The sequence below is a fragment of the Akkermansia sp. NBRC 115031 genome, from assembly GCF_030268505.1.
Lineage (GTDB): Bacteria > Verrucomicrobiota > Verrucomicrobiia > Verrucomicrobiales > Akkermansiaceae > Akkermansia > Akkermansia massiliensis.
Map to the genome: position 1 here is coordinate 600,239 of NZ_BSQU01000001.1, position 20,426 is coordinate 620,664.

At 59.4% G+C, this 20,426-nt stretch carries 15 protein-coding genes and 1 other RNA gene; 4 read left to right on the top strand and 12 right to left on the bottom strand.

All coding sequences use genetic code 11. The features are described from left to right. Positions 1-108 precede the first annotated feature (108 nt). Positions 109-527, bottom strand: an RNA gene (rnpB, locus tag QSJ36_RS02410) — RNase P RNA component class A. A 91-nt stretch (positions 528-618) separates the two neighbouring features. Beyond that, a complete protein-coding gene (locus QSJ36_RS02415) occupies positions 619-1,071 on the bottom strand; it encodes a hypothetical protein (protein ID WP_102722052.1) in 453 nt (150 codons plus the stop codon). Between the two features lie 332 nt (positions 1,072-1,403). Between QSJ36_RS02415 and aroA the strand changes: the two genes are divergently transcribed. Then, complete coding sequence (gene aroA / locus QSJ36_RS02420) at positions 1,404-2,711, top strand: 3-phosphoshikimate 1-carboxyvinyltransferase (protein ID WP_285466575.1); 1,308 nt, start codon at positions 1,404-1,406, stop codon at positions 2,709-2,711. Positions 2,712-2,738: 27 nt separating this feature from the next. On the opposite strand, the gene QSJ36_RS02425 is transcribed toward aroA, so the two are convergent. After that, positions 2,739-3,077: a YkgJ family cysteine cluster protein gene (locus tag QSJ36_RS02425; RefSeq protein ID WP_102722050.1), complete on the bottom strand. Its 339-nt coding sequence runs from the start codon at positions 3,075-3,077 to the stop codon at positions 2,739-2,741. A gap of 6 nt (positions 3,078-3,083) precedes the next feature. Further along, a complete protein-coding gene (locus tag QSJ36_RS02430) occupies positions 3,084-3,920 on the bottom strand; it encodes a hypothetical protein (protein ID WP_146017785.1) in 837 nt (278 codons plus the stop codon). A gap of 127 nt (positions 3,921-4,047) precedes the next feature. Between QSJ36_RS02430 and QSJ36_RS02435 the strand changes: the two genes are divergently transcribed. Further along, positions 4,048-4,953 carry a hypothetical protein gene (locus tag QSJ36_RS02435; RefSeq protein ID WP_285466579.1) on the top strand — a complete coding sequence of 302 codons (906 nt, stop codon included), beginning with the start codon at positions 4,048-4,050 and terminating at the stop codon, positions 4,951-4,953. Between the two features lie 283 nt (positions 4,954-5,236). On the opposite strand, the gene QSJ36_RS02440 is transcribed toward QSJ36_RS02435, so the two are convergent. The 7 genes from QSJ36_RS02440 to tatC all read right to left on the bottom strand — a co-directional run bounded on the left by QSJ36_RS02440 (position 5,237) and on the right by tatC (position 14,878). Continuing rightward, positions 5,237-5,512, bottom strand: coding sequence for a zinc ribbon domain-containing protein (locus QSJ36_RS02440; RefSeq protein ID WP_102722048.1), 276 nt, complete (start codon positions 5,510-5,512; stop codon positions 5,237-5,239). A 107-nt stretch (positions 5,513-5,619) separates the two neighbouring features. After that, the gene (locus QSJ36_RS02445; protein WP_285466581.1) at positions 5,620-7,689 is read right to left on the bottom strand and encodes a HAMP domain-containing sensor histidine kinase; all 2,070 of its coding nucleotides are present in this window, start codon (positions 7,687-7,689) and stop codon (positions 5,620-5,622) included. Continuing rightward, positions 7,686-8,375 carry a response regulator transcription factor gene (locus QSJ36_RS02450; protein WP_022398317.1) on the bottom strand — a complete coding sequence of 230 codons (690 nt, stop codon included), beginning with the start codon at positions 8,373-8,375 and terminating at the stop codon, positions 7,686-7,688. Before QSJ36_RS02450 ends, QSJ36_RS02445 begins: the two co-directional genes overlap by 4 nt. A gap of 104 nt (positions 8,376-8,479) precedes the next feature. Then, on the bottom strand, positions 8,480-10,411 hold the full coding sequence (locus QSJ36_RS02455) for a vWA domain-containing protein (protein ID WP_146018194.1): 1,932 nt from the start codon (positions 10,409-10,411) through the stop codon (positions 8,480-8,482). A gap of 24 nt (positions 10,412-10,435) precedes the next feature. Beyond that, positions 10,436-12,721, bottom strand: coding sequence for a VWA domain-containing protein (locus tag QSJ36_RS02460; RefSeq protein ID WP_285466583.1), 2,286 nt, complete (start codon positions 12,719-12,721; stop codon positions 10,436-10,438). A 147-nt stretch (positions 12,722-12,868) separates the two neighbouring features. Continuing rightward, positions 12,869-13,705 (bottom strand): undecaprenyl-diphosphate phosphatase, encoded by an 837-nt coding sequence (locus tag QSJ36_RS02465; protein ID WP_022398320.1) that lies wholly within the window; start codon positions 13,703-13,705, stop codon positions 12,869-12,871. Between the two features lie 24 nt (positions 13,706-13,729). Continuing rightward, a complete protein-coding gene (gene tatC / locus QSJ36_RS02470; RefSeq protein ID WP_285466585.1) occupies positions 13,730-14,878 on the bottom strand; it encodes a twin-arginine translocase subunit TatC in 1,149 nt (382 codons plus the stop codon). A gap of 163 nt (positions 14,879-15,041) precedes the next feature. Here tatC and gltX point away from each other — a divergent pair, with 163 nt between their 5' ends. Next, positions 15,042-16,343 (top strand): glutamate--tRNA ligase, encoded by a 1,302-nt coding sequence (gene gltX / locus QSJ36_RS02475; protein ID WP_102730457.1) that lies wholly within the window; start codon positions 15,042-15,044, stop codon positions 16,341-16,343. Between the two features lie 66 nt (positions 16,344-16,409). On the opposite strand, the gene QSJ36_RS02480 is transcribed toward gltX, so the two are convergent. Then, positions 16,410-17,732 carry an amidohydrolase family protein gene (locus QSJ36_RS02480; RefSeq protein WP_285466588.1) on the bottom strand — a complete coding sequence of 441 codons (1,323 nt, stop codon included), beginning with the start codon at positions 17,730-17,732 and terminating at the stop codon, positions 16,410-16,412. A 211-nt stretch (positions 17,733-17,943) separates the two neighbouring features. Here QSJ36_RS02480 and QSJ36_RS02485 point away from each other — a divergent pair, with 211 nt between their 5' ends. Continuing rightward, positions 17,944-20,400: a mechanosensitive ion channel family protein gene (locus tag QSJ36_RS02485; RefSeq protein ID WP_285466589.1), complete on the top strand. Its 2,457-nt coding sequence runs from the start codon at positions 17,944-17,946 to the stop codon at positions 20,398-20,400. Positions 20,401-20,426 lie beyond the last annotated feature (26 nt).

Here is a 20,426-nt window from a genome sequence, read left to right on the forward strand (position 1 = left end):
CATTTGAGACGTCCATGCAACCCCAAAGAGCCCCCGGAACCGGACAATTTCCCGGAGGTTTCCCTTCCCGGAAAAGGCGGCGGAAAGCCACAGGGCAAAAAAGACAGATGCCGATCAGGTTCTGTAAGCCAGATTTTGTCCGCCGGCGCAGGGCCGGCTGTGTGGCCATTTTTCTCACGCGGACTGCGGTGAAGCATTCCGCGCGCCCGTTCGTCTTACGGAACGGGTGCGACTAATACCCGGGGATCCGGCGGGCAGGCAACCCTTCCCCTGTTTGTCTTGCATCGCGCGGGGTTTACCATGCCTCCTTGGTCGCCCTCGGAGCGGTGAGCTCTTACCTCCCCTTTTCACCCTTGCCTGAACGGGGATGAACCCCGTCCGGGCGGTTTGTTTTCTGTGGCACTTTCCGTCCGGGAACCCTTGGGAGGTTCCCGTCTCCCGCTTTCACGGGACACGCTGCCTTGTGATGTCCGGACTTTCCTCTACCCCGGTCCGAAGACCGGAACAGCGACCACCCGAACCTGATCGGCACGGACTACATACGCTTTCAGCGGCGCGCGGTAAAGCCCAAAGCAGGACGGAGGGCATTTTTGTTCCCTTGCCTGTTCTCATCCGGGCTTAGGAGATCCCGGGCTCCTTCAGGCACGCCTCATAGCACGCTTTGTTAAGTGCCTTGCAGACGGCGGTATTGCCGCTTGCGGCAGGTACCGGATGAAATTTCTTTTCTCCTGGGGCATGCAGAAAAACGGCCGCCTCTTCCGGCTGAAGAGAGGCGACTTTAGTCCATCCTTCCTTTAAGAGGATTTTGGCCAGGGATTCCACCTTGTAGGCGTCGCCTTTCAGAAATACCTTTTTAACAGGGTACTGCTTCCCCAGCGCATTCGCATATAAGGCGAACGGCCTTCTCTCCACCTCCACTCCGTCATCTTTCAACGTGACGTCGTACACAAGGGCACCGATGCTGACATGTACGGCCGCTTCCGCAACGGGCTGCACGGATTGGCGCTGGGAACAGGCGGCCACGACGTTCAGCGCGGTACAGAGAAAGACAGTCCGGACAATAAAACTCATCAACCTTTTTTATTCCATACTGCATTGAATGTCAATATCGAATAATCCTTTGAAACAAAGTAAAGCGGCCACAGGATCACTCCCGTGGCCGCTCCAACTTACTACCTATGAAAACCAGCTTGATCCATTGATCCTGAAAAGCTCTCTCCTTCCTTTCAGGCGGATGCAGCCGATAACGCGCCTTAATATACGTCACCGTTCCGGAAAATCAACCCCATTCTGGACCGCCGCCCAGCGCCTTCCCGGAGTCCCGGCGCTATCCTCTCCCCTCCCGCCCGTCTCGTAATTGGCTTGATTCAGCGGCCAATACAGGGTAGTTCTTCCGGACGTCCATGAACCTTCGCTCCCATTCCATTTCTTCCCTGCAAGGGGTACTGACCGTACCCGGAGACAAAAGCATTTCCCACCGCGCCGCCATCCTGGGCGGCTTGGCGAAGGGAGTGACGGAAGTGGATAATTTCCTGTGCAGTGAAGACTGCCTGAATACCCTGCGCGCCATGGAGCAGTTGGGGGCCAAGGTGGAAGTGCTGGAAGAACGGGAGGGATATGGCCCCGTCCGCTTCCGCATAACGGGCGTCGCCATGAAGCCCGCGGCTCCGGAACGGACCATCGACTGCGGCAATTCCGGCACGGGCATGAGGCTGCTGGCCGGCATGCTGGCTGCCTGCCCCTTTGATTCGGAAATGTTCGGGGACGCCTCCCTGAGTTCCCGCCCCATGGGCCGCATCGTGCAGCCTCTGGAACAGATGGGCGCGCGGATTGAAGCCCGCGGCGCCAAGCCGGGCTGCGCTCCGCTGTTTATCCACGGCGGCCGGGTGCGCCCCATTTCCTACACGCTTCCCATGGCGAGCGCCCAGGTGAAGAGCGCCATCCTGCTGGCCGCCATGTTTGCCGACGGGGCCACCACCGTGCATCAGCCCGCCGTCACCCGCGACCACACGGAGCGCCTGTTCCGCCATTTCAGCGTGCCCTGCACGGTAGACGGCCTCACCGTCAGTACCCAGGGTCCGGCGCTCCCCGCCGCCCATGACCTGACGGTTCCCGCAGACATCTCTTCCGCCGCCTTCTGGATGGTGGCCGCCGCCAGCCGTCCCGGCTCCCGCCTGACGCTGCGCCAGGTGGGCCTGAACAACACGCGGAACGCCGTCATCAGCGCACTGAAACGGATGGGGGTGCGGATGGACATTGTGACCACTTCTCCGGAGGATGCGGGCGAACCGTACGGGGATATTACCGTGTACGGTTCGGATTCCCTGCACGGCACCAGCCTGCTTCCGGAAGAAATCCCCAACCTGATTGATGAAATCCCCATCCTGGCCGTGGCCGGAGCCCTGGGCCAGGGAGACTTCATCGTCCGCAACGCCCGCGAACTGCGCGTCAAGGAAACGGACCGCATCGCCACCACGGCGGCCAATCTCCGGCTCATGGGGGTGGACGTGGAGGAATTTGACGACGGCATGGTCGTTCACGGAGGCGCTCCCCTGAAAGGCGCGGAATTGCCCAGCTACGGAGACCACCGCATCGCCATGAGCTTCCTGGTGGCCGGATTCAGCGCACAGGGAGATACCGTGCTGGCGGATGCGGAATGCATCAATACCTCCTATCCCGGCTTTGAACGGGATCTGGCGCAGTTCCTGTAAACAATCCTGAAAAAGCGCCGGAGGCTTTTATTCCTTTTCCACTTCCCTGGCACGGCACAAGTCCCGCCAGCCGGGGAAGTTCCATTTGTTGGGGAAGTCCCGGCACTGGCGCGGTTTGACGGGATTGATCCGGCAGCCGCCTTCCGCCAGCATCATGCAGGCGCCGTCCTCCGCATCCCGGATTGACAATCCGCGCCGGTTGGCCCTCAGGCGGCAGCATTCGTCAATGAAGGCCTGTTCGTCCATGTGGAGGAAACGGGAGATTTCCCGGACTTCATCCTCCTCAATGCACACGTCTCCGGCCCAGCGGCAGCATGCGCCGCACCTGGTGCATTCATACCGCACCGCCTTTCCTCTTTCCGCCATGCGCCTTTAAGTGAAAATTCCCCTGATGACGCCTATGTTCATGTGGGCGTCCCTCCACCGCGGGTTGTTGACGGCGGTTTCAAAGTCCTGCGGCAGTTTTCCGATGGTGCCGGGAGCCTGCGCCAGCCCGGTCAGAATCTGCCTGATTCTGGAGCGGGCGATGAGGGTGGGCTGGTTGGTCCATTGGAAAACCTCACTGTCAATGATGTAGCCTTCATCAATCTTGGTAATGTATTCGGGAAAGCGCAGATGGGGATTTTGTTCCACATAAACGCATCGGCCGATGGAACGCTTGGAGCGGAAAGGATGGAAGAAGCGCCGGATGCTCTTGATCCAGTCCGGTGCTTCCGACAGGCCTTCCGCATGCACCCACATGGTGGCCAGCTGCTCCACGGGATAAAAGTAGGAATACGTATAGGCGGCCTTGTAGCGCGTGCAGCCGCGCCAGGCATGACGCAGGCGCACCATGTCCGCCTGGCCGGAAATCAGCAGCTCCACCGCTCGTTTCAACTGGTTTTCCAGAGTTTCCCCGCGCAGGTGCTCCCAGATCATGCAGTCATCCTCAGCCAGCAGCACGTAATCCGTATCCAGCGCGTTGACCGCCGTATGGAGCGCCCCTATGAAGCCGCCCTCCGCCGGAGAAGACTCCGCGGAAAGTCCGTAAGAAAGCGCCGTTTCACATACTTTGCCAGCGCTTTCCGGAAAAACGACGCAGGCCTCGTCAAAATAATTCAGCAGCCCGGACCTCTCATAGGACGCCAGCGTCATGGCCAGCGTATACGGGGCATTATCACACAACAGGGCCAGGCCGATTTTTTTATCTTGAAAGAGAATTCCCATCACGTAGAACGTTTTTGCAGTCTAAGACAATAGGAAGCCCGTTTCCAAGCAAAATAATTTTAAACAAATGTACTTTTATCCCGCCGCTTTTCAAGCAAAGGGAAAAAACAACCCACCCCGTTTCAACATCATGAAAGCATACGTTATTTTAAAAAACTCGCTGCTGGCAGCCGCCCTCGGATGCGCCCTGTCCAGTTGCTATGATCCTTATTATGACAGTTTCAGCGTATCAGGCTCCTACAGCAGCGGCGGCTCCGGCATGTCCTACATGTATGACAACTCCGGCTATCCCATTTACGGATATTACGGAGGCAGGCCCATCTATGCCTATGACACGTTCGGCAGCCCCATTTATTCCATCAGCCTGATCCGCCCGAATTACTACATCCCCACGTGGGGACCGGCCCCCTATTACCGCGGGCACTACATCCGGCCCCATTACTGCCGCCCCATGGCGCGTCCGCCGATGAAGCCCCAGTACAGGCCGGATCATTTCCGTCCGGACCACCGCCCGGGCAACAACAGGCCGGTTCCGCAGCCCGGCAGGCCCAACCACCGCCCGGACTTCGGAAAACCCGGCAATTCCCACCGTCCGCCCGTAAGTAATCCGGGCGACAGCCATAACCGGCCGGGAATAGGCCAGCCCGGCGGCAGCCACGGCAGGCCGGACTTCGGAAAGCCGGGACAGCCCTCCCGCCCGTCCGTCAACAATCCCCACCGCCCCGGCTCCGGCAATTCCGGGAGCACGCATCGTCCGGGCATCAGCCGTCCGGAGGGGAACCGGCCCTCCAGGCCGGACTTCGGGCGTCCCAGCCGTCCATCCACGCCCTCCTCCAGGCCATCCGCCTCCCGTCCGGGTCATTCGGGCATGAACCGTCCCAGCAGCCCTCCATCCGTTTCCAGGCCTTCTTCCCCGCCGCCGTCCGCCAGCGCGCCCAGCAGGCCGTCTTCGCCTCCTGCGGCTGCGCCCTCCCGTCCGTCTCCCTCACCACGGCCTTCAGGCCCCGGAGGCTCCCATGGACCGCAGAGGAGATAATCCACCCCTGAAACCCTGAAAGGTTCTCCCCATGGGGCTGTTTTGAGCAAGGCTGGCAAACCGGAGGAAGACAAGCCCCGGATCATGTTATGAACCGGGCCTCCGGCCAGCAGGGGAGCCGAAAGCGGACAAGGAAAAAGGGTACTTTAAACAATATGCGTCCGCCTTCCTGGGGTTTTAAACATTCCAGGACATCCTGTACCGCAGGGAGAAGGCGGCCAGCGAACAAGGGAGGAAAGGACAGGCCCTTCCCTGTGAATAAGGGATGGAACGAAAAGACGTGCTATTGTTTTTTCCAGCGTTTCAGCGTGGGAAAAAACAGGGTCATTTGGGCAATGGCTTCCTCTTTCGTATAGGAGGAACCATTCTCCTTGTTGAATTCCTCCACAAATCGGGCGCAATGTTCAATCATCTGCTCCATGGTGCATTCTGACGTAAATGCGCCGTCCTGAAAGCAATAACGGCAATATTCCTCACTGGAGGTTCCGTCATGGTTGGTGCCGCAGTCTTCCCTGCTTCCCAGAGGCATGCCGCAGCTTTGGCAGAATGGAGTATTCATAAAAGGAAATGGTTCTTGAAAAATAAAGAGGGTGAGGAAAGGATTAAAACCCGAATGACGGCTGATTTAAAGAATTTTGTTTTTCCGGAACAGGCCCTCATGTGCCCTCATGCCCTGGAAAGGGGAATCCTGAGGGCAAAGCGGCATCCGTGGGAACTTTCTTCCAGGCACAAGTCTCCGCCCATGCTTCTCGCCAGTTCCCGGGATAAAGCCAGCCCCAGCCCCACGCCCGGCTGTTTTCCGGCAGCCTCCTCCGCAGATCTGGAAAAGGGACGGAACAGCTTCCCTTTCAGGGAATCGGAAATGCCTTTCCCTTCATCCTCCACACGGATGACCAGAAAACGCTTTTCCCGTGCCAGTTCCACCTTCAGGACGCTGCCGTCAAAACATGCGTATTTGGCGGCGTTGTCCGCCAGATTGTACACGATCTGCTCCACGGCGGTCATGTCCGCAGTCACGGCCTCCGCTTGCAGCTCCGGAGCCACGTAAAGCTGGGAGTCCATGCCCGCGGCGGCCAGCCGGGGGGAGATGCGGGCAATGACGGCGGAGGCGAGGTCCGTCACCGGAATTTTTTCCGGCTGGAGGGAGACCGAATTTTTCTCCACCCGCGCGTAGCTCAATACGTTGTCCACCAGGTGCGTCAGCCTGCCCGCCTCATTTTTCAGGATATCCACATAGGCCATTTCCCTGCCCTTGGGAACCAGTCCGGAAGAAAGCATTTCCGTGTACATGTTGAACGTAGTCAGAGGCGTCCTTAGTTCATGCGTCACGGCGGAAACGAATACGGCGCGGCGTTCGCTCAGGCGGATGAGGCCGATCATGAAGCCAATGACCCCGCACAGGGCCAGAAGCCCGCAAAACCACGCCATCGCCATGGAATTCCAGACCGTCCGCAGGGAATTGGCGGGCATGGAGGGAAGATTGCCCGGATTCAGCATGGCGGGAATTCCGGCCAGGGTCAGATAGCTTTCCTCCCGCCCGTCGGCGGGAGACAGAGTAGCCTCCGGCAAAATATCGGCTACGGACTCTAGCAGGTAGGCGGATAACTTGCCCCAGTCCAGCCAGATTCCCTGCACCCATACCTGGCCGTGGTCCGAGATGCGGCGCGTCAGGAAACATTCCTTCCCCTGCTGCCATCTGGGCTGGAGGGAGGAAATGGAGAACTCCCTGTAACTTTCCGGAGTTTTGGCGAACCCGTCACGGCGGGTGACGGACATTTCCGCCAGGCTTTCCTTTACCGGAACCGGATTCGCCTTTTGTTCATGAACCTCAAACTGGACCATCTTCCCGTCCAGAGTCAATGCCGCGGCTCCCATATCCAAGAGAGCCGCAATATCGCCGGGCCCGCTTTCCAATTTTTTCCCGGTCTTTTTCAAGGAACCAGCCACATCCAGGCAATCCCCCTCCCCTTCCGGACTTTCCATGCCATTCACCTCCCCTGAAACGACCAGCCGTCCCGAATCCGCAATCTCCTTCTTTGCCCGCCGGGGAGGCTCCATGGCTTTCTTTTTCACCTTGACGCTGACATTGTACTCCTGCTGGCTGTTGGAAAGGTTTTTACGCATGTTGTAGTCTTCCATTCCCTGCTGGAAAGCCTTCCTGCTTTCCACTGCCAGCTCCTGCTGCAAGCCGTTCTTCTGCTGCTCCCTTCCATCCATGATGGCGACGGAAGTCACCTGTACCGCTTCTTCCGCAGGGGGGGCGGTCTCCGGCTGCACGGCATTCCCTGCGGAGATGGAGGCAGGCCTCGGCAAATTCTTCATGGCATCCACCACACGGCTGCCCCAGCCGGATCTTCCCAGTTGCAGGACATATTCCAGCCGTTCCCTGTCCTTCTGGGGAGAGGAAACGTTTCCCCGCGGGTCTATCTGGAAATACAGCTTGGCAAAGCCGGACAAATCCGGCATCGCACCTTCCTCCTTGCGGACTTCCGCCAGCGCGTCCCCCTGGAAATATTCTCCGGGAGAACGGTTGTTCTCCCCTGCGATCATGGAGGCCAGCAGGGAATCCATGCGCCACAGGGCCAGGCGGCTCTGCTCCACCAGGCGGATCTGGTGCGTTTCCGCCAGCCTGCGCTTCTCCGCATCCAGCATGGAATGGCTGAGCCATCCCATCACCCCCAGCAGAATCAGCAGGCAGGACCACAACAGCAAATGGAAGGAAAAACGGCTGCTCATGCTCCGTCCTCCCAAACATATCCCCGCCCTCTCAGGGTGCGGATGACGGCGGAGTTCCTTTTCCCCATTTTTTCCCGCAGGCGGGCGATCGTGGTGTCAATGCTCCGCGTTTCCACCAGCCGGGGGTCCATCTTCCAGACCCTCGCCAGGATTTCCTCACGGGTGATGATTCTTCCGGCATTGGCCGCCAGATGGCGCGCCAGGTCAAATTCCTTGGTGGTCAGCACCACCCGCTCCTCCCCCAGAACCAGGGCGCGGGCGGCAAAATCCAGATGCCCCTCCGGCAGCATGACGCGGTTGACGGCGCTAGGCCTTTCCGGGGACCGCCTCAGCACGGCCTCTATCCTGGCCAGCACTTCCAGCAGGCTGAAGGGCTTCACCACATAATCGTCCGCCCCCAGCTTCAGCCCCTTCACCTTGTCCGCCTCCGCGCCCTTGGCGGTGAGCATCAGCACCGGAACGGTGGAGCGGTCTTCCCTGATGCGTTTCAGCAGTTCAAAACCGTTCGCTCCGGGCAGGACTACATCCAGCAGGGCCAGGTCATACTCCTCTGCATGAATCATCTCCATGGCCTCATAACCGTCCCTGGCGGACAAAACGTCATAGCCGGACACCGCCAGGGCGTCCGCCAGGCCGTTTCTAATGGCATGATCGTCTTCTACGACCAGAATGCGGTAGCGGTGCATGCGCGGAATAATCTATCAAATAGGAACGTTGCGGTAAAACAGGTTTTTTCAGAAGAAAAATTCTGCGGGGCCGCCGGCACTCCCGGACAGCCCCGCAGGAGCACTCATTTCTTCACTCTATCATTCATAGGGGAATCTTTTCCTTCCGTTTCGTTCTCTTCAACAAAGGAAAACTGCTTTTTGGAGGCCTGCTGCCGGACAGCCTGGATAATGGCGTCCTCCAGGGTGTTCGGTTTGGCGTCCCTGGAAGCGCTCTGCTGCTTCCATTTGGCCAGCCATTCATTGCGCTGGGCGTCCAGCTCCTTTACCTTCTTCTGCAGGGCTCCGCGCTCCTCCGCCTTCTTTTTCACGATGGCTTCCACTTCCTCCGCGGTTTTACCTTCCAGTTCCTTGGGGAGCTGTCCGGCAGTCCCCAAATCTCCCAGCGCCTGGACTCCGTTCCGGTCATAAAAATCCACCAGGTCCCATGAAGTATTGGAGTACGCCGCCTTGTTCGCCTTGGCGCTGGCCCGCCCTACGGCAGCCGCAGGCGACAGTTTCAGCGCCAGCGTATCCTGGCGTTCCTGCTTGCTCAGCCTTTCAGCCTGAACTTCCGGTGAACCGTAAGCCAGGTAAGTCGCATTCAGAGAGGAACTCAACTTGGCAAGTTCTCCGTCAAAGGGCGTTTCCGGGTCCGGGGGAGCCGCATTGTGGTCAATGTTGAGAAAGCTGCCGTCCCCCTTTTTAGCTCCGTCCTTCCACAGGCGCGTATCCGAGTCTCCGGCATTGCCGCAATGAATGGTATTGACGGTAATGTCCCTCTCCAGCCCGCGCGCAATCGCTTCCGCATACGGCACGCTGCCCTGGTTGAAGGGTTCATTGCCGGCGATGAAGACCAGCTTCAGCGCATGGGGATCATCCGTATTCCATTTTAACTCCTTCACGGCCCGGTCAATGACGGCTCCGCAGCATTCCGTGCCGCCGTAGGTTTTCAGCTTGAACAATTCCTCGGAGACCTTGTCCAGGTCATCCGTGAACGGAAGCACCTGGCGTATCCAGGCGTCCCTGGAGGACAGCCCGTCGTTTCCATACTCATACAGGGCAAGCTGGATATCGGGCAATTTGCCGTTCTGGCGCGCCAGCGTCATGTCATTGACAATCTTCCACAAATAAGTGCGCGCCTGGTCGATGAGGCCGTTCATGCTGCTGGAGGTATCCAGCAACAGGGCAATCTGAACGACGGCGCGGTCATCTTTTTCTGCGGCACCCTGGAAGGGAGCCGCAGGAGTTCCGGAGGAAGCCTCCTCCTGCTCCGGCGTTACGCTGATCTCCGCCTCTCCGGGAGCCGTTCCGTCCGCAACAGTGACGGAATAGGCGGCGTCTTTCACCCCTTTGGCATTCCCCGTCACGACAGCCCGGGTAACGACCACATCCCCTTTTGCAGGAACGGCCGCCCCTCCGGAAGAAGTTTTTTCCAGACCGGGAGCCACGCTTATGGTCAGCTTTTCGGAGCCGCTCCCTTCCGTTTTGATGGAATAGGCCGCTTCCCTGACCGGTTCAACCGCGCTTGGCTTGATACGGAAAATACCTTCCTTCCCGGAACCGCCGGGAAGGCTTGCCGCCTTCCTGGTGATGAACACCCCTTCCTGCGGCGGAACGGCTGAAATTCCGGAAGAAGCTCCCTCCGCACGCGGCGTCACACGGATTTCCATTTCCCCCGGAGCGGTTCCTTTCACCGTAGTGACGGAATAGGCGGCATTCCGCGCTCCCATGGCTTTCTCCGGACCGGCGTTCACGGCCTTCGTCAGGACAACCCCGTTTCCGGTGGTGGTCACGGCTGATGCGGATTTTTCCGCGTCCACGCTTTTCACCGTAACCAGGACGGTTCCGGTTTTAGCGTCCTGTTTTTCCCCCTCCGGTCCCGGGGTGACGGAGTATCTGGCCTTTCCTTCCGGAACAGGCTTGCTGTCCGTTGGAACGGGAGTGGGTTCGGCCTGGGCGCAGAATGATCCTGCGCCCAGCAACCCTAATGCAGTACATGCGATGATACGGTTCATGATTGTTGATTACTAGTTGTTTGTTTATGGAAAACTGTTTTGCATCAGTACGGTTTCTCCATCCAGGAGAATCATGACGGAGCCATCCAGAGCCAACAGCCCCTGGCGGTTGGACTGGATGAGCCTGTTCGCCACGTCGGCATATTCCGGCGTGCCCACCTGGACCGTCTTCACGGCGCGGCCCGCGTCCGGCATGGCAAGAACCGTGCTTTCCATCCAGACTCCGTTCCTGTTGAAATATCCGTTCTGGGCAATCTGGGCCGTATTGTCAAAGGCCACGGCACGGCCCTCCCGGTCCATCTGGATGTTGTACTTGTTGAGGGTCAGTTCCCGCTTCTTGGCTACGGCATTTTCCTGCAGGGCAATGGCGCCCAGCCCTTCGCGCAATTCCTCCATCACCTTCCCCTCCAGATTCCCCCTACTCCCCATGGAGGCATGATCCCGCCGCCATGGGCCGGAACTGCCGTCATCGGCAAAAAAGGAGGCTGCCGAGCTCATGATCCCGAAGTCCCGTGAAAGCCGCATGATTTCCTCCACCAATTCCGCCGTTTTGGAATTGGACCTCAGCGCTTCCGTGCCGGAGGAGCTGCCGCCCATATCCATCAGAGCGGTTTCCAGACTGCCTATCTTGCGCGCGGCCCACAGCCGGGCTACAAAATCATCCTTCATGCTGGCGATGCGCTGCGGATCCACGGTAATGGCAAAAGCCTGCTCCCTGTTATCCCGGTCCAGGCAGGTACCCTTAATCAGGAAAGGTTCCGTACCTATGTACCTCCCGGCCAGAACGGCGGGATTGCCGGAATAAATGTCCGGAAGAACCCCGGAGGGTATGGCATCCTGCACCCTTCCCGGCTGTTCCCTGCCGTCCGGGGAGCAGACGGTATAGCGCACCTTCCGGAAGACGGGGCCGTATAACTGCCGGAATACCTGCGAGAGCTTGACCTCCAGATTCTCCCCGGAAAGGATGTAGCACGGTAGCCCCCCGGAAATCTCCGCCATGCGCCTCAGCAGGGGGGCGTTGACGTCCTCCCCCACCCCGATGGTGAAAATGCGCCTTTCCGCCCTGTTTCCTTCCCCCGCCAGAGCCGCAATGGATTTTTCCGAAGTGCGGCCGATCGTGGGAAGGCCGTCCGTCAGGAAAAGCACCACGGGGAGCATCCCCTCGTGGGAAGGCTGGCTCAAGGCGGCGGCCAGCGCCTCGTGCATGTTGGTGCCCCCACGCGCCACGACGGCATCCAGCCATGCATGGGCCGCTTTTTCCGATGCTCCATTTTTTTCCACCGGGGCCGCTTCAAATAAATTGACGCCTTCATTATAGGTAATGATGTTAAACCGTTCTCCGGGATTCAGGCCGGAAACAATCTGCTTGGCCGCCTCCTTCACGCTGGCGAGCTTGTTCCCGCGCATGCTCCCGGACCTGTCCAGCACCAGAGTGACTTCCCGGAGAATGGAGTGTTCACCGGGGCGGACATCCTTGCCCACCATCGCCAGAAAATAGCCGTTTTTCCCGCCGGAGGCGTCAGGAGAGGCGTAAACGCTGGCTTCCGGCCCGGAAGAAGCTTCCCCTTTCTTCCCGCGCGCCTCCAGCCATGACAGGCGGAAAGGGCCCGGGTTCATCCTTTCCTCCGCCAGGGTCAGAACCACGGTTCCATTCTCCAGCTGATGGCGCTCCATCTGATGGGAGGGAGTGAAGAGGTTGCCCGGACCGTCCTTTCCGGAAGCGAGCTCCACCCTCACCGTCCACGGAGCATCCCCGGAAAGAGCTTCCGTTCTGGGGAGCACGTAATCCAGACGCCCCTCCACAGGGGTCAGCAGTTGTTCGTAAACAATCCCCAGCTTTACGGAAGACCTGGGCGGAACCGGAAACACGCTGGACCGGATGGCCCCGAACCCCGCAAATTCCAGCAGGGCCGGATCCTTTCTGCGCGCCACAATGCGGTCATACAGGCGCCGCGCCTCGTCCGCTGGCATCAGGGAGGCCTTCCACTCCGCTTTTCCGTCCCCATAATAAAAACCTTTCACCACCACGCCCTCCGGAACGGGCAGCAGCAGCTCAGCCTCCGCGGGGGAAGAACCGTTATTCCGCACATCCAGCTCCAGGGTGGTCACGGCGGAGCGTCCGTTCACCAGGATGCGGGCATTCACCTTTTCCATCGTGACCGGCTGCCGGACCGTCCGGTCCGCCGGAAGAATCACGCGCCTCTGCGGCAGAATGATATTCCGGGCACCCAGCTCGTCGCGGATTTCCTGGGAATGCGCCAGTCCGGCTATTCCCGCCCATACGGCTATCAGGCACCACGTGATGTTCATGTCCCCATGATGCCTGAAAAATCAATCCTGTGTGTTACAATCAGGTTACATTTTCAAAGAACCTTTCCCTGCCGCGGAAAATAATAAAAAAGGCCGCCTGCCCGGAGGGGAGGCGGCCTCCGGCATTCAACTGCCGGAGAACGTTTTTTAATGCATCAGCCCCATGGACAGGAGCACCAGGGTCACGATGCCTATGGCGATGCGGTACCAGCCGAATACGGCAAAACTGTGCTTTTGCAGGTAGGAAACCATCCACTTCACAGCCAGCCATGCGGACAGCCAGCTCACCACCGTTCCCACGGCCAGGGCTTCCCACCCGAAGGATTCCAGCATCAGCGCCCCGTCCTTGTACGCATCATGGACGGTGGCCGCGCCCAGAGTAATCAGCCCCAGCAGGAAGCTGAATTCCACGGCCGCCTCCACGCTCAGCCCCACGAACATGCCGCCCAGCATGGTCATCAGGCTCCGGCTGGTGCCGGGAATCATGGCGACACACTGGAGAGCGCCCACCGTCAGCGCCCTGGCCGGGGTCAGGCTCTCAATGGAGGCTCCGGAGTTCCCTTCATTGGAACGTCCTTCCCTGGCGCGCCAGGCGCAGTACGCCAGAATCACGCCGCCGCCCACAATCCAGGAATAAGCCACCGTGTAGGTGTTGAACAGGTATTCCTTGATCAGGGAGGCGCAGCACAGGCCCACCACGGCGGCGGGGAGGAAGGCCAGAATGAGGTTGACCAGCAGTTTCAGCCCGGCGGGATTATTGCCGCGCACGCCCTGCGCCATGGCCTTCACCCGCGGAAAATACAGGCTCAGCACCGCCAGGATGGCCCCGCCCTGGATGCAGACGGCCAGGGCGTCCAGAGCTTCCTTGCTCTGGGACATGTTCAGCAGGGATTCCGTCAGGAGCAGGTGCCCCGTGGAGCTGACCGGCAGGTACTCGGTCAGGCCTTCCACAATGCCCAGGATGATGATTTCCAGGAGATTCATGATAATGGCGCGGGTTGGATGTATTTACTGGTTGTAGGGAGAATTGTTGTTGTCAAAGTCTTCTTCAAACCGAGCGACTTCCTCCCGGGCGCGTGCGGCATCCTTGCGCTCATGCATCCAGGCCAGGATGATGCATATTTCATACAGCGCATACATGGGAACGGCCATCAGCATCATAGTGGCCACGTCCGGCGTGGGGGTGATGACCGCAGCCAGGATGGCGATCGCCACAATGGCGTAGCGGCGCGTGGCCTTCATCATGTCGTAGGTGAGCACGCCCAGCTTGACGAAAGGCATCACCACCACGGGCAGTTCAAACGCCAGGCCGAACATCAGGATCATCTGCGTGGCGAAGGACAGGTAGTAGCCGATGCGCCATTCATTGGAAATTCCGAATTCCAGGGAATACGTGTAAAAGAACGTCAGCACCCTGGGAAGCACGATGAAGTAGCAGAACAGCGTGCCCGCCAGGAACAGCCCGAAGCCGATCGCCATGCACTTGTACAGCAGCCTGCGTTCATGCTCCAGCAGTCCGGGAATAATGAATTGCAGCAGGAAGTACAGCAGCAGCGGGAAGGAGATCACCACCCCGGCATACAGGGAAAGCTTGATGGTCAGCATGAACGCCTCCCCCGGCTGGAACGCGCTCATCATCTTAAGGGCGCCCCGCCCGGTGCCGTCCGTCAGAATGGCTTCCTTGGCATCCAGGGCCTCCGCCAGCTCCCGCACGGAGGAGGTGGGGCTGCCGTCCCTGATAAAAATCTTCTTCCTGTCCTCCGGCAGGGGCTGCGCGCCGCGGAGCACCAGGGCGGCCTCCGCCAAATCCCCCTGGGACGGGGAAACCTGCCTCAGAAGCAATTTCTTCTGGGAGTCGTCCAGGCTCGTCATGGCCGTAGCCATTTCCTTGGCCTTCCCCCATGCCTCCAGGCCTATTCCCGCGGGCAGGTGGGATTCCTCAAACATGTCCCACACCTGGTTGACGGGACGCCTCAGGATGTCCATCAGATTGGACGCAAACCCGGCGCACAGAATCGTGCTGACGGTCAGGCACAGCGCCATCCTCAGCAGCATGGTCCGCAGGTCATCCAGATGCTCCAGAAAGGGCTTTTCCTCATCATCCCTCTGAATCTGCCACTTCTCCCGCAGACGGAATATGTGCTTTAAAAAGAACACGGCGTTAAATGAAGCCTAAAAGCCCCTTCCAGGCAAGCCGCAAGGCCGACAACGCGCTAAAAAAAGCCCGTTGCCCCTCCCCGCCGCCGCAGCCCCGTTTTTTGGCATGCACCCCCTGTATCTGCTTGACGCGGGCAGGCTGGCCCTTACTCTCTTACCCATCATGAGTCACGTCAGAACAAGATTCGCACCTTCCCCCACGGGTTACCTCCACATCGGCGGCGCCCGCACCGCCCTGTTCAACTGGCTGTTCGCCCGCAAGATGGGGGGCACCTTCATTCTCCGCATTGAGGATACGGACAACGCCCGCAACACGGAGGAAGCCACCCGCGCAATCTTCACCGGCATGGAATGGCTGGGCCTGGACTGGGATGAAGGCCCCATGAAGGGCGGCGGCTGCGGCCCCTACTTCCAGAGCCAGCGCAACGATATTTACGACGCCTATTTCAAGAAGCTCCAGGATGCCGGACGCGTGTACGAGGACGACGGCGCATGGCGCTTCCGCTTTGACCGCTCCAAGCCCGTCACCTTCCATGACCTGATCTGCGGAGACATCACCATTGACTACCGGGACGCTTCCAACACGCCGGACATGGCCATCCGCCGGGCGGACGGCTCCTACATCTTCCACTTCGTCAACGTGGTGGACGACATTGAAATGAAGATGACCCACGTCATCCGCGGGGAAGACCACATCATGAACACGCCCAAGCACATCCAGCTGTTTGAGGCCTTCGGCGTCACTCCCCCGGTCTTCGCCCACATGCCGCTGATCCTGAACCAGGACGGCTCCAAGATGTCCAAGCGCGACGTAGGCGCGGCCCTGGGCGCGTATCCGGAAGAAGGCTTCCTGCCGGAAGGCGTGATGAACTTCCTGGCCCTGCTGGGCTGGTCCCCCAAGGACGACACGGAAATCTTCTCCCCGCAGGAGCTCATTGAACGCTTCTCCCTGGAAGCCGTCAACCATTCCGCCGCCAAATTTGACATCACCAAGTGCCGCTGGGTCAACCAGCAGCATATCATTGCGTTGGCTCCGGAGGAATTCACGGCCAGGGCGCGCCCCTTCTGCCTGAATGCCGGACTGCCGGACTCCCCGATTCTGGACGCCGCCATCGCCACCGTGCAGACGAAGGTGCAGACGCTGGCGGAGGTGCCGGATAAAATCCGTTTCTTCTTTGACCTGGGCATGGACCCGGAAGCCGTTGCCAAGGTCCAGCCGGAAGCCCTGGAACTGCTTTCCAAACTGGCGGACAGGCTGGAGCGGGAGCCGGAATGGGACGGCCATGAACTCATCGGCGTGCTGAAGGCCTTTGCCAAGGAAAACGGCGTGAAAATGGGAGCCGTCATGTTCCCCGCCCGCGTGGCCCTCACCGGACTGAGCGGCGGCCCGGACCTCTCCTCCGTCTTCTCCCTGCTGGGCCGGGAGGAATCCGTGAAAAGGATCCGTTCCTTCTCCCTGAACTGATTCCCGCAGGAACACAGTCTTCCTTTCAAACGCTCCGGAGAATATCCGGAGCGTTTCCCGTTTCCGTCAGGACAATCCCAGAAATGCGGAGGGATTGGCCGTCATCAGCTCCTGCCTTTCCTGCTCCGTAAACGTATTCCGGAAGTTCTCCATGTACTCCTTCATCCCGTCCAGAAAAAGAAGGTTCAGATAAAAATCGCTCCCGAACAGGAATTTGCGGCGCACCTGTTCCGGGGCCTTGATAAAGTACTCCCGCATCTCCCTGAGCTTCGCCGTCTCCGTGATGCAGGACAAATCCGTATGAAGTCCGGGAAACTTCTCCATCATGCCGTAAATCAGCTCCGTCCATTCCATGCCTTCGTCCTGGCAGCCGAAGTGGGCCAGGTTCAGCCGGAGGCGCGGAAAAGCTTCCATCACCTTTTCCCACAGCCGGGGATGGTTCAGGAGTTCCGCCTTCTCCTTCACCCGGAGCTTGTCCGTCAGGCGGTAGTGCCTGAACTCCAGAACGCCGTCATGCGGAACAACCTCTCCATTCCGGTAAACGTGGCCGTGCACGGTGATGGAAGGGGAAAAACTGGCAAAGCCGCCGCCGGAGCAATGGGCCGTCAACGGCGCCCCGTGCCGCTCGCAATACTCGTACAGGGCCATCAGCGCCGGGTCCGTAGGGGAATAGCCATTGGGGCAATACAGCTTGAAGCCGTAAAAACCGCCCTTCCCTCCCAATTCCGGAACCAGCCTGTCCGTCATGGGGGAAACGTCTATCGTCCCGTCCGGACCATGCAGCCAGTTGCCGGGGCGGCGGGGGTCCACCACGTAAAACGGAAGCACGCGGCCGGGATACGCCGCCGCCAGTTTGAGCAGTTCTTCTTCCTGCGTCCGGAAGGTATCCCGTTTCCCCAGGGGAAGCCGTTCCGTCCGCCTGGACAGGCGGCGGAGCGCCTGCTTCATCTCCCCGATTTCCCTCCTGTCCCCCCTCCCGGTCTGTTCCGCCAGCTCATCAAGCTCCTTCCGGAGAACGGCCCATTCCTTCCGCGCCTCCCTTTTTACATTCCTCTTGCAGGCCTTCCGCCGCCGGAGCCCGTCAGCCCCACCGGCGCCCTTCATGCAGTAATCCAGGTCAAACATCAGCGGCACGACGGTATTGCAGCCGCCCTCTGCCAGCAGCTTGCCGTAAATATTCTCCGTATCCATCAAGCCCGTCTTGAAAAAACGGATGATCCTCTTCAACTCGCTGATGCCTCCCGCCGTTTCCAGACGCTTCCGCGGTCCACGGGGACGCATGCGGGAAAGGATGAAATCCACCAGGAGCCTCCAGGAAAGGACCTCGTGGTTGAACAAATGGCAGTGGGCGTCTATGGTTAAAATTTCCGGCTCCTTCATACAATTCATGGAATTATTCACATATTAACCAATATTCCGTTAAAAAATCAATCATGAAATCAATAAGGGCCACCCGCCGGGCAGGGAATGCCGGTTTCTGAAAAAAGTGGCCGGATGATGCGCCGGAAAGCGCGCGCCTTCCCACTGCAAAGCCGTCTCAGGCAGCGGGGGAATATAACCTTGACCGTGATGCCCCCAGCCCCTAGAACTGGAACCGTTCATGAGCATCCCTGATTACCGGACGTTTTTCCGCTGCTGCGCCGCCTTCCTCCTGGCAGGTGTGCTGGCCGCGGGCCATGCTGCGGCACAGCAGGAGGGCGCGCCTGCCGCCGTTCCGGAACAGGTGCAGGAACCAGCCCCCGAGCAGCCCCAGGCGGAGCCTAACCACTCGGAAATGGACACCGTCATCATGGCCCTGTGCCATGAAATCACCATCCTGAAAAAGAATGAGGAAAAAAGGATGGCCATCCGGGAGGCGCTGGTGAAGGAAGCGGACGCCACCTACAATTACTTTGACACCAGGGTGTATGAAATGTCCGCCGTGCTTTACGCCCTGGACGATCAGAAAATCTTCACGCTGGCCTTTTACTGCAAGGCCGCCACCAGCCTGGTCAAGACGTATTACGCCCAAAGGCCGGACTTCCAGGGACAGGAGGAACGGCTGGACAAGGAAATAGGGCGCATCAAAAAACTGGCGGAATCCCTGGAGGAAGTCAACACGGACAACCTGTCGGAACCCTCCCTGGTGCAGAGGGACGAGGCCCTGTACACCTGCCGCACCCTGGAAGAATCCCTGCTCAAGGAAAAGGAGCAGATCAGCTACCTCAAGGAGCTCTTCAACAGCCTGGGCGGCAAGATAGACGCCCTGAACAATGAAAGCGGCAAGCTGTTCACCTCCCTCTTCAACCGGGTATTCTACACGCCGTCCAACGCGGCCCGGTACATCTTCCTCAAGCCGCTCAAGACGTATGAAATTTGCATGGGGGCCTGGGAAACGTCCGCAGACAGCAAGCTCCAGCTCCCGTCGGCCCCGGAAACGCTCAAGCACTACGGGCTCATCCTGCTGGGCATCGTCCTGTGCTCCTACTGCCTTTCCCGCCTCATCGTCTTCCTGGGCTTCAAGAAAACGCTGGAAAAGACGGGCCACTACAACAAGCGCCACGCCTTCACCAACGTCACCACCATCCTCATCGTGGCGCTCGTCCTCGTCATCGCCTCCATGCGCACGCCGGACTACCTGCTGAAAAGCGCGGCCTCCCTGGGCGCGGAATTCCTCCTGCTGGTCAGCGCCATCCTGTTCTCCCTGGTGACGCGCCTCCCCTACGGCACCATTAACTCCGGCATCCGCATCTACATGCCCTACCTGCTCCTGGGCGGCTTCTTCATGCTGCTGCGCATGTTCATGGCTCCCAACATCATCGTGGACATTTCCATGCCCGTCCTGTTCACGCTGGTTTCCCTCTTCTCCCTGCTGACCTGGGTGCGGCAGCGGCACAAGCTTCCCCGTCTGGACCGCTTCTTCGCCACCGTCTCCCTGGTGCTCACCATCCTGGGCAGCGGCCTGTGCTGGGCCGGGTTCAGCTTCATGGCCTTCCTGGTGCTGATGACGTGGATCATGCTGATGACCAGCATCCTGCTCCTGGTGGGGCTGTGGAACCTGCTCCACCACTATGAAAACCGCCGGAAAGAACGGAACAAGCAGGCGATCCTGTGGTTCCGCCCCTTCGTCTCCAAGCTGATGCTCCCCTGCCTGACCATCTTCCTCATCCTGTTCAGCATCATCTGGCCCGCCGCCACCTTCGACATGGGGGACCTCATCATCAACAAAATCTTCGCCACCACGGAAATCAAGGACCTGCTCACCTTCAGCTGGAGCCACGTCATCACGGTCATCCTGATTGCCATTGTGCTCAACTACCTGATCTTCATCGGTAAAAACACCCTGCATGAAGTCTATGGGGAAGACTATGAAGTGGGCATCATCCCCACCTTCGTGACGCTTTCCTCCCTGTTCCTGTGGGGGCTCTTCGTCTTCACAGCCCTCATCATCATGAACGCCAACTACAACGGGCTGCTGATGGTCATGGGCGGCTTGAGCATGGGCATCGGCTTCGCCCTGAAAGACACCATTGAAAACATCATCAGCGGCCTGTCCCTGATGCTGGGGCGCCTGCGGCAGGGGGACATGATCGAATGCGACGGCTACCGGGGCCGCGTCTCCTCCCTGGGCTACCGCTCCACCATGATTGAAACGCTGGACGGCTCCATCATCGCCTTCCAGAACTCCCAGCTCTTCAACAAGAACTTCCGCAACATGACCCGCAACCACAAGTTCGAATGCTCCAAGGTGGAAGTGGGCATCTCCTACGGAACGGACGTGGAGCGGGCGCGCCAAATCGTTCTGGAAACGCTGTCCTCCCTGCCCTTCCTTTCCAAGGTGAAAAAAACCAGCGTGGTGCTGGACAGCTTCGGGGACAGCTCCGTCAATCTGGGCGTATGGGTCTGGGTTCCCGTCATGACGAAGGCCTCCAGCCTTTCCTCCGTGCGGGAACACATCTATAATGCGTTCAACGAGCACGGCATCTCCATCCCCTTCCCCCAGCAGGACCTGTACGTGAAAGAATTCCCCGGCAGGGAACCCGTTCAGGAAAAAGACGCCGCCGCGCAGGAAAACTGAATTTCCACTACAACACAACATCAACC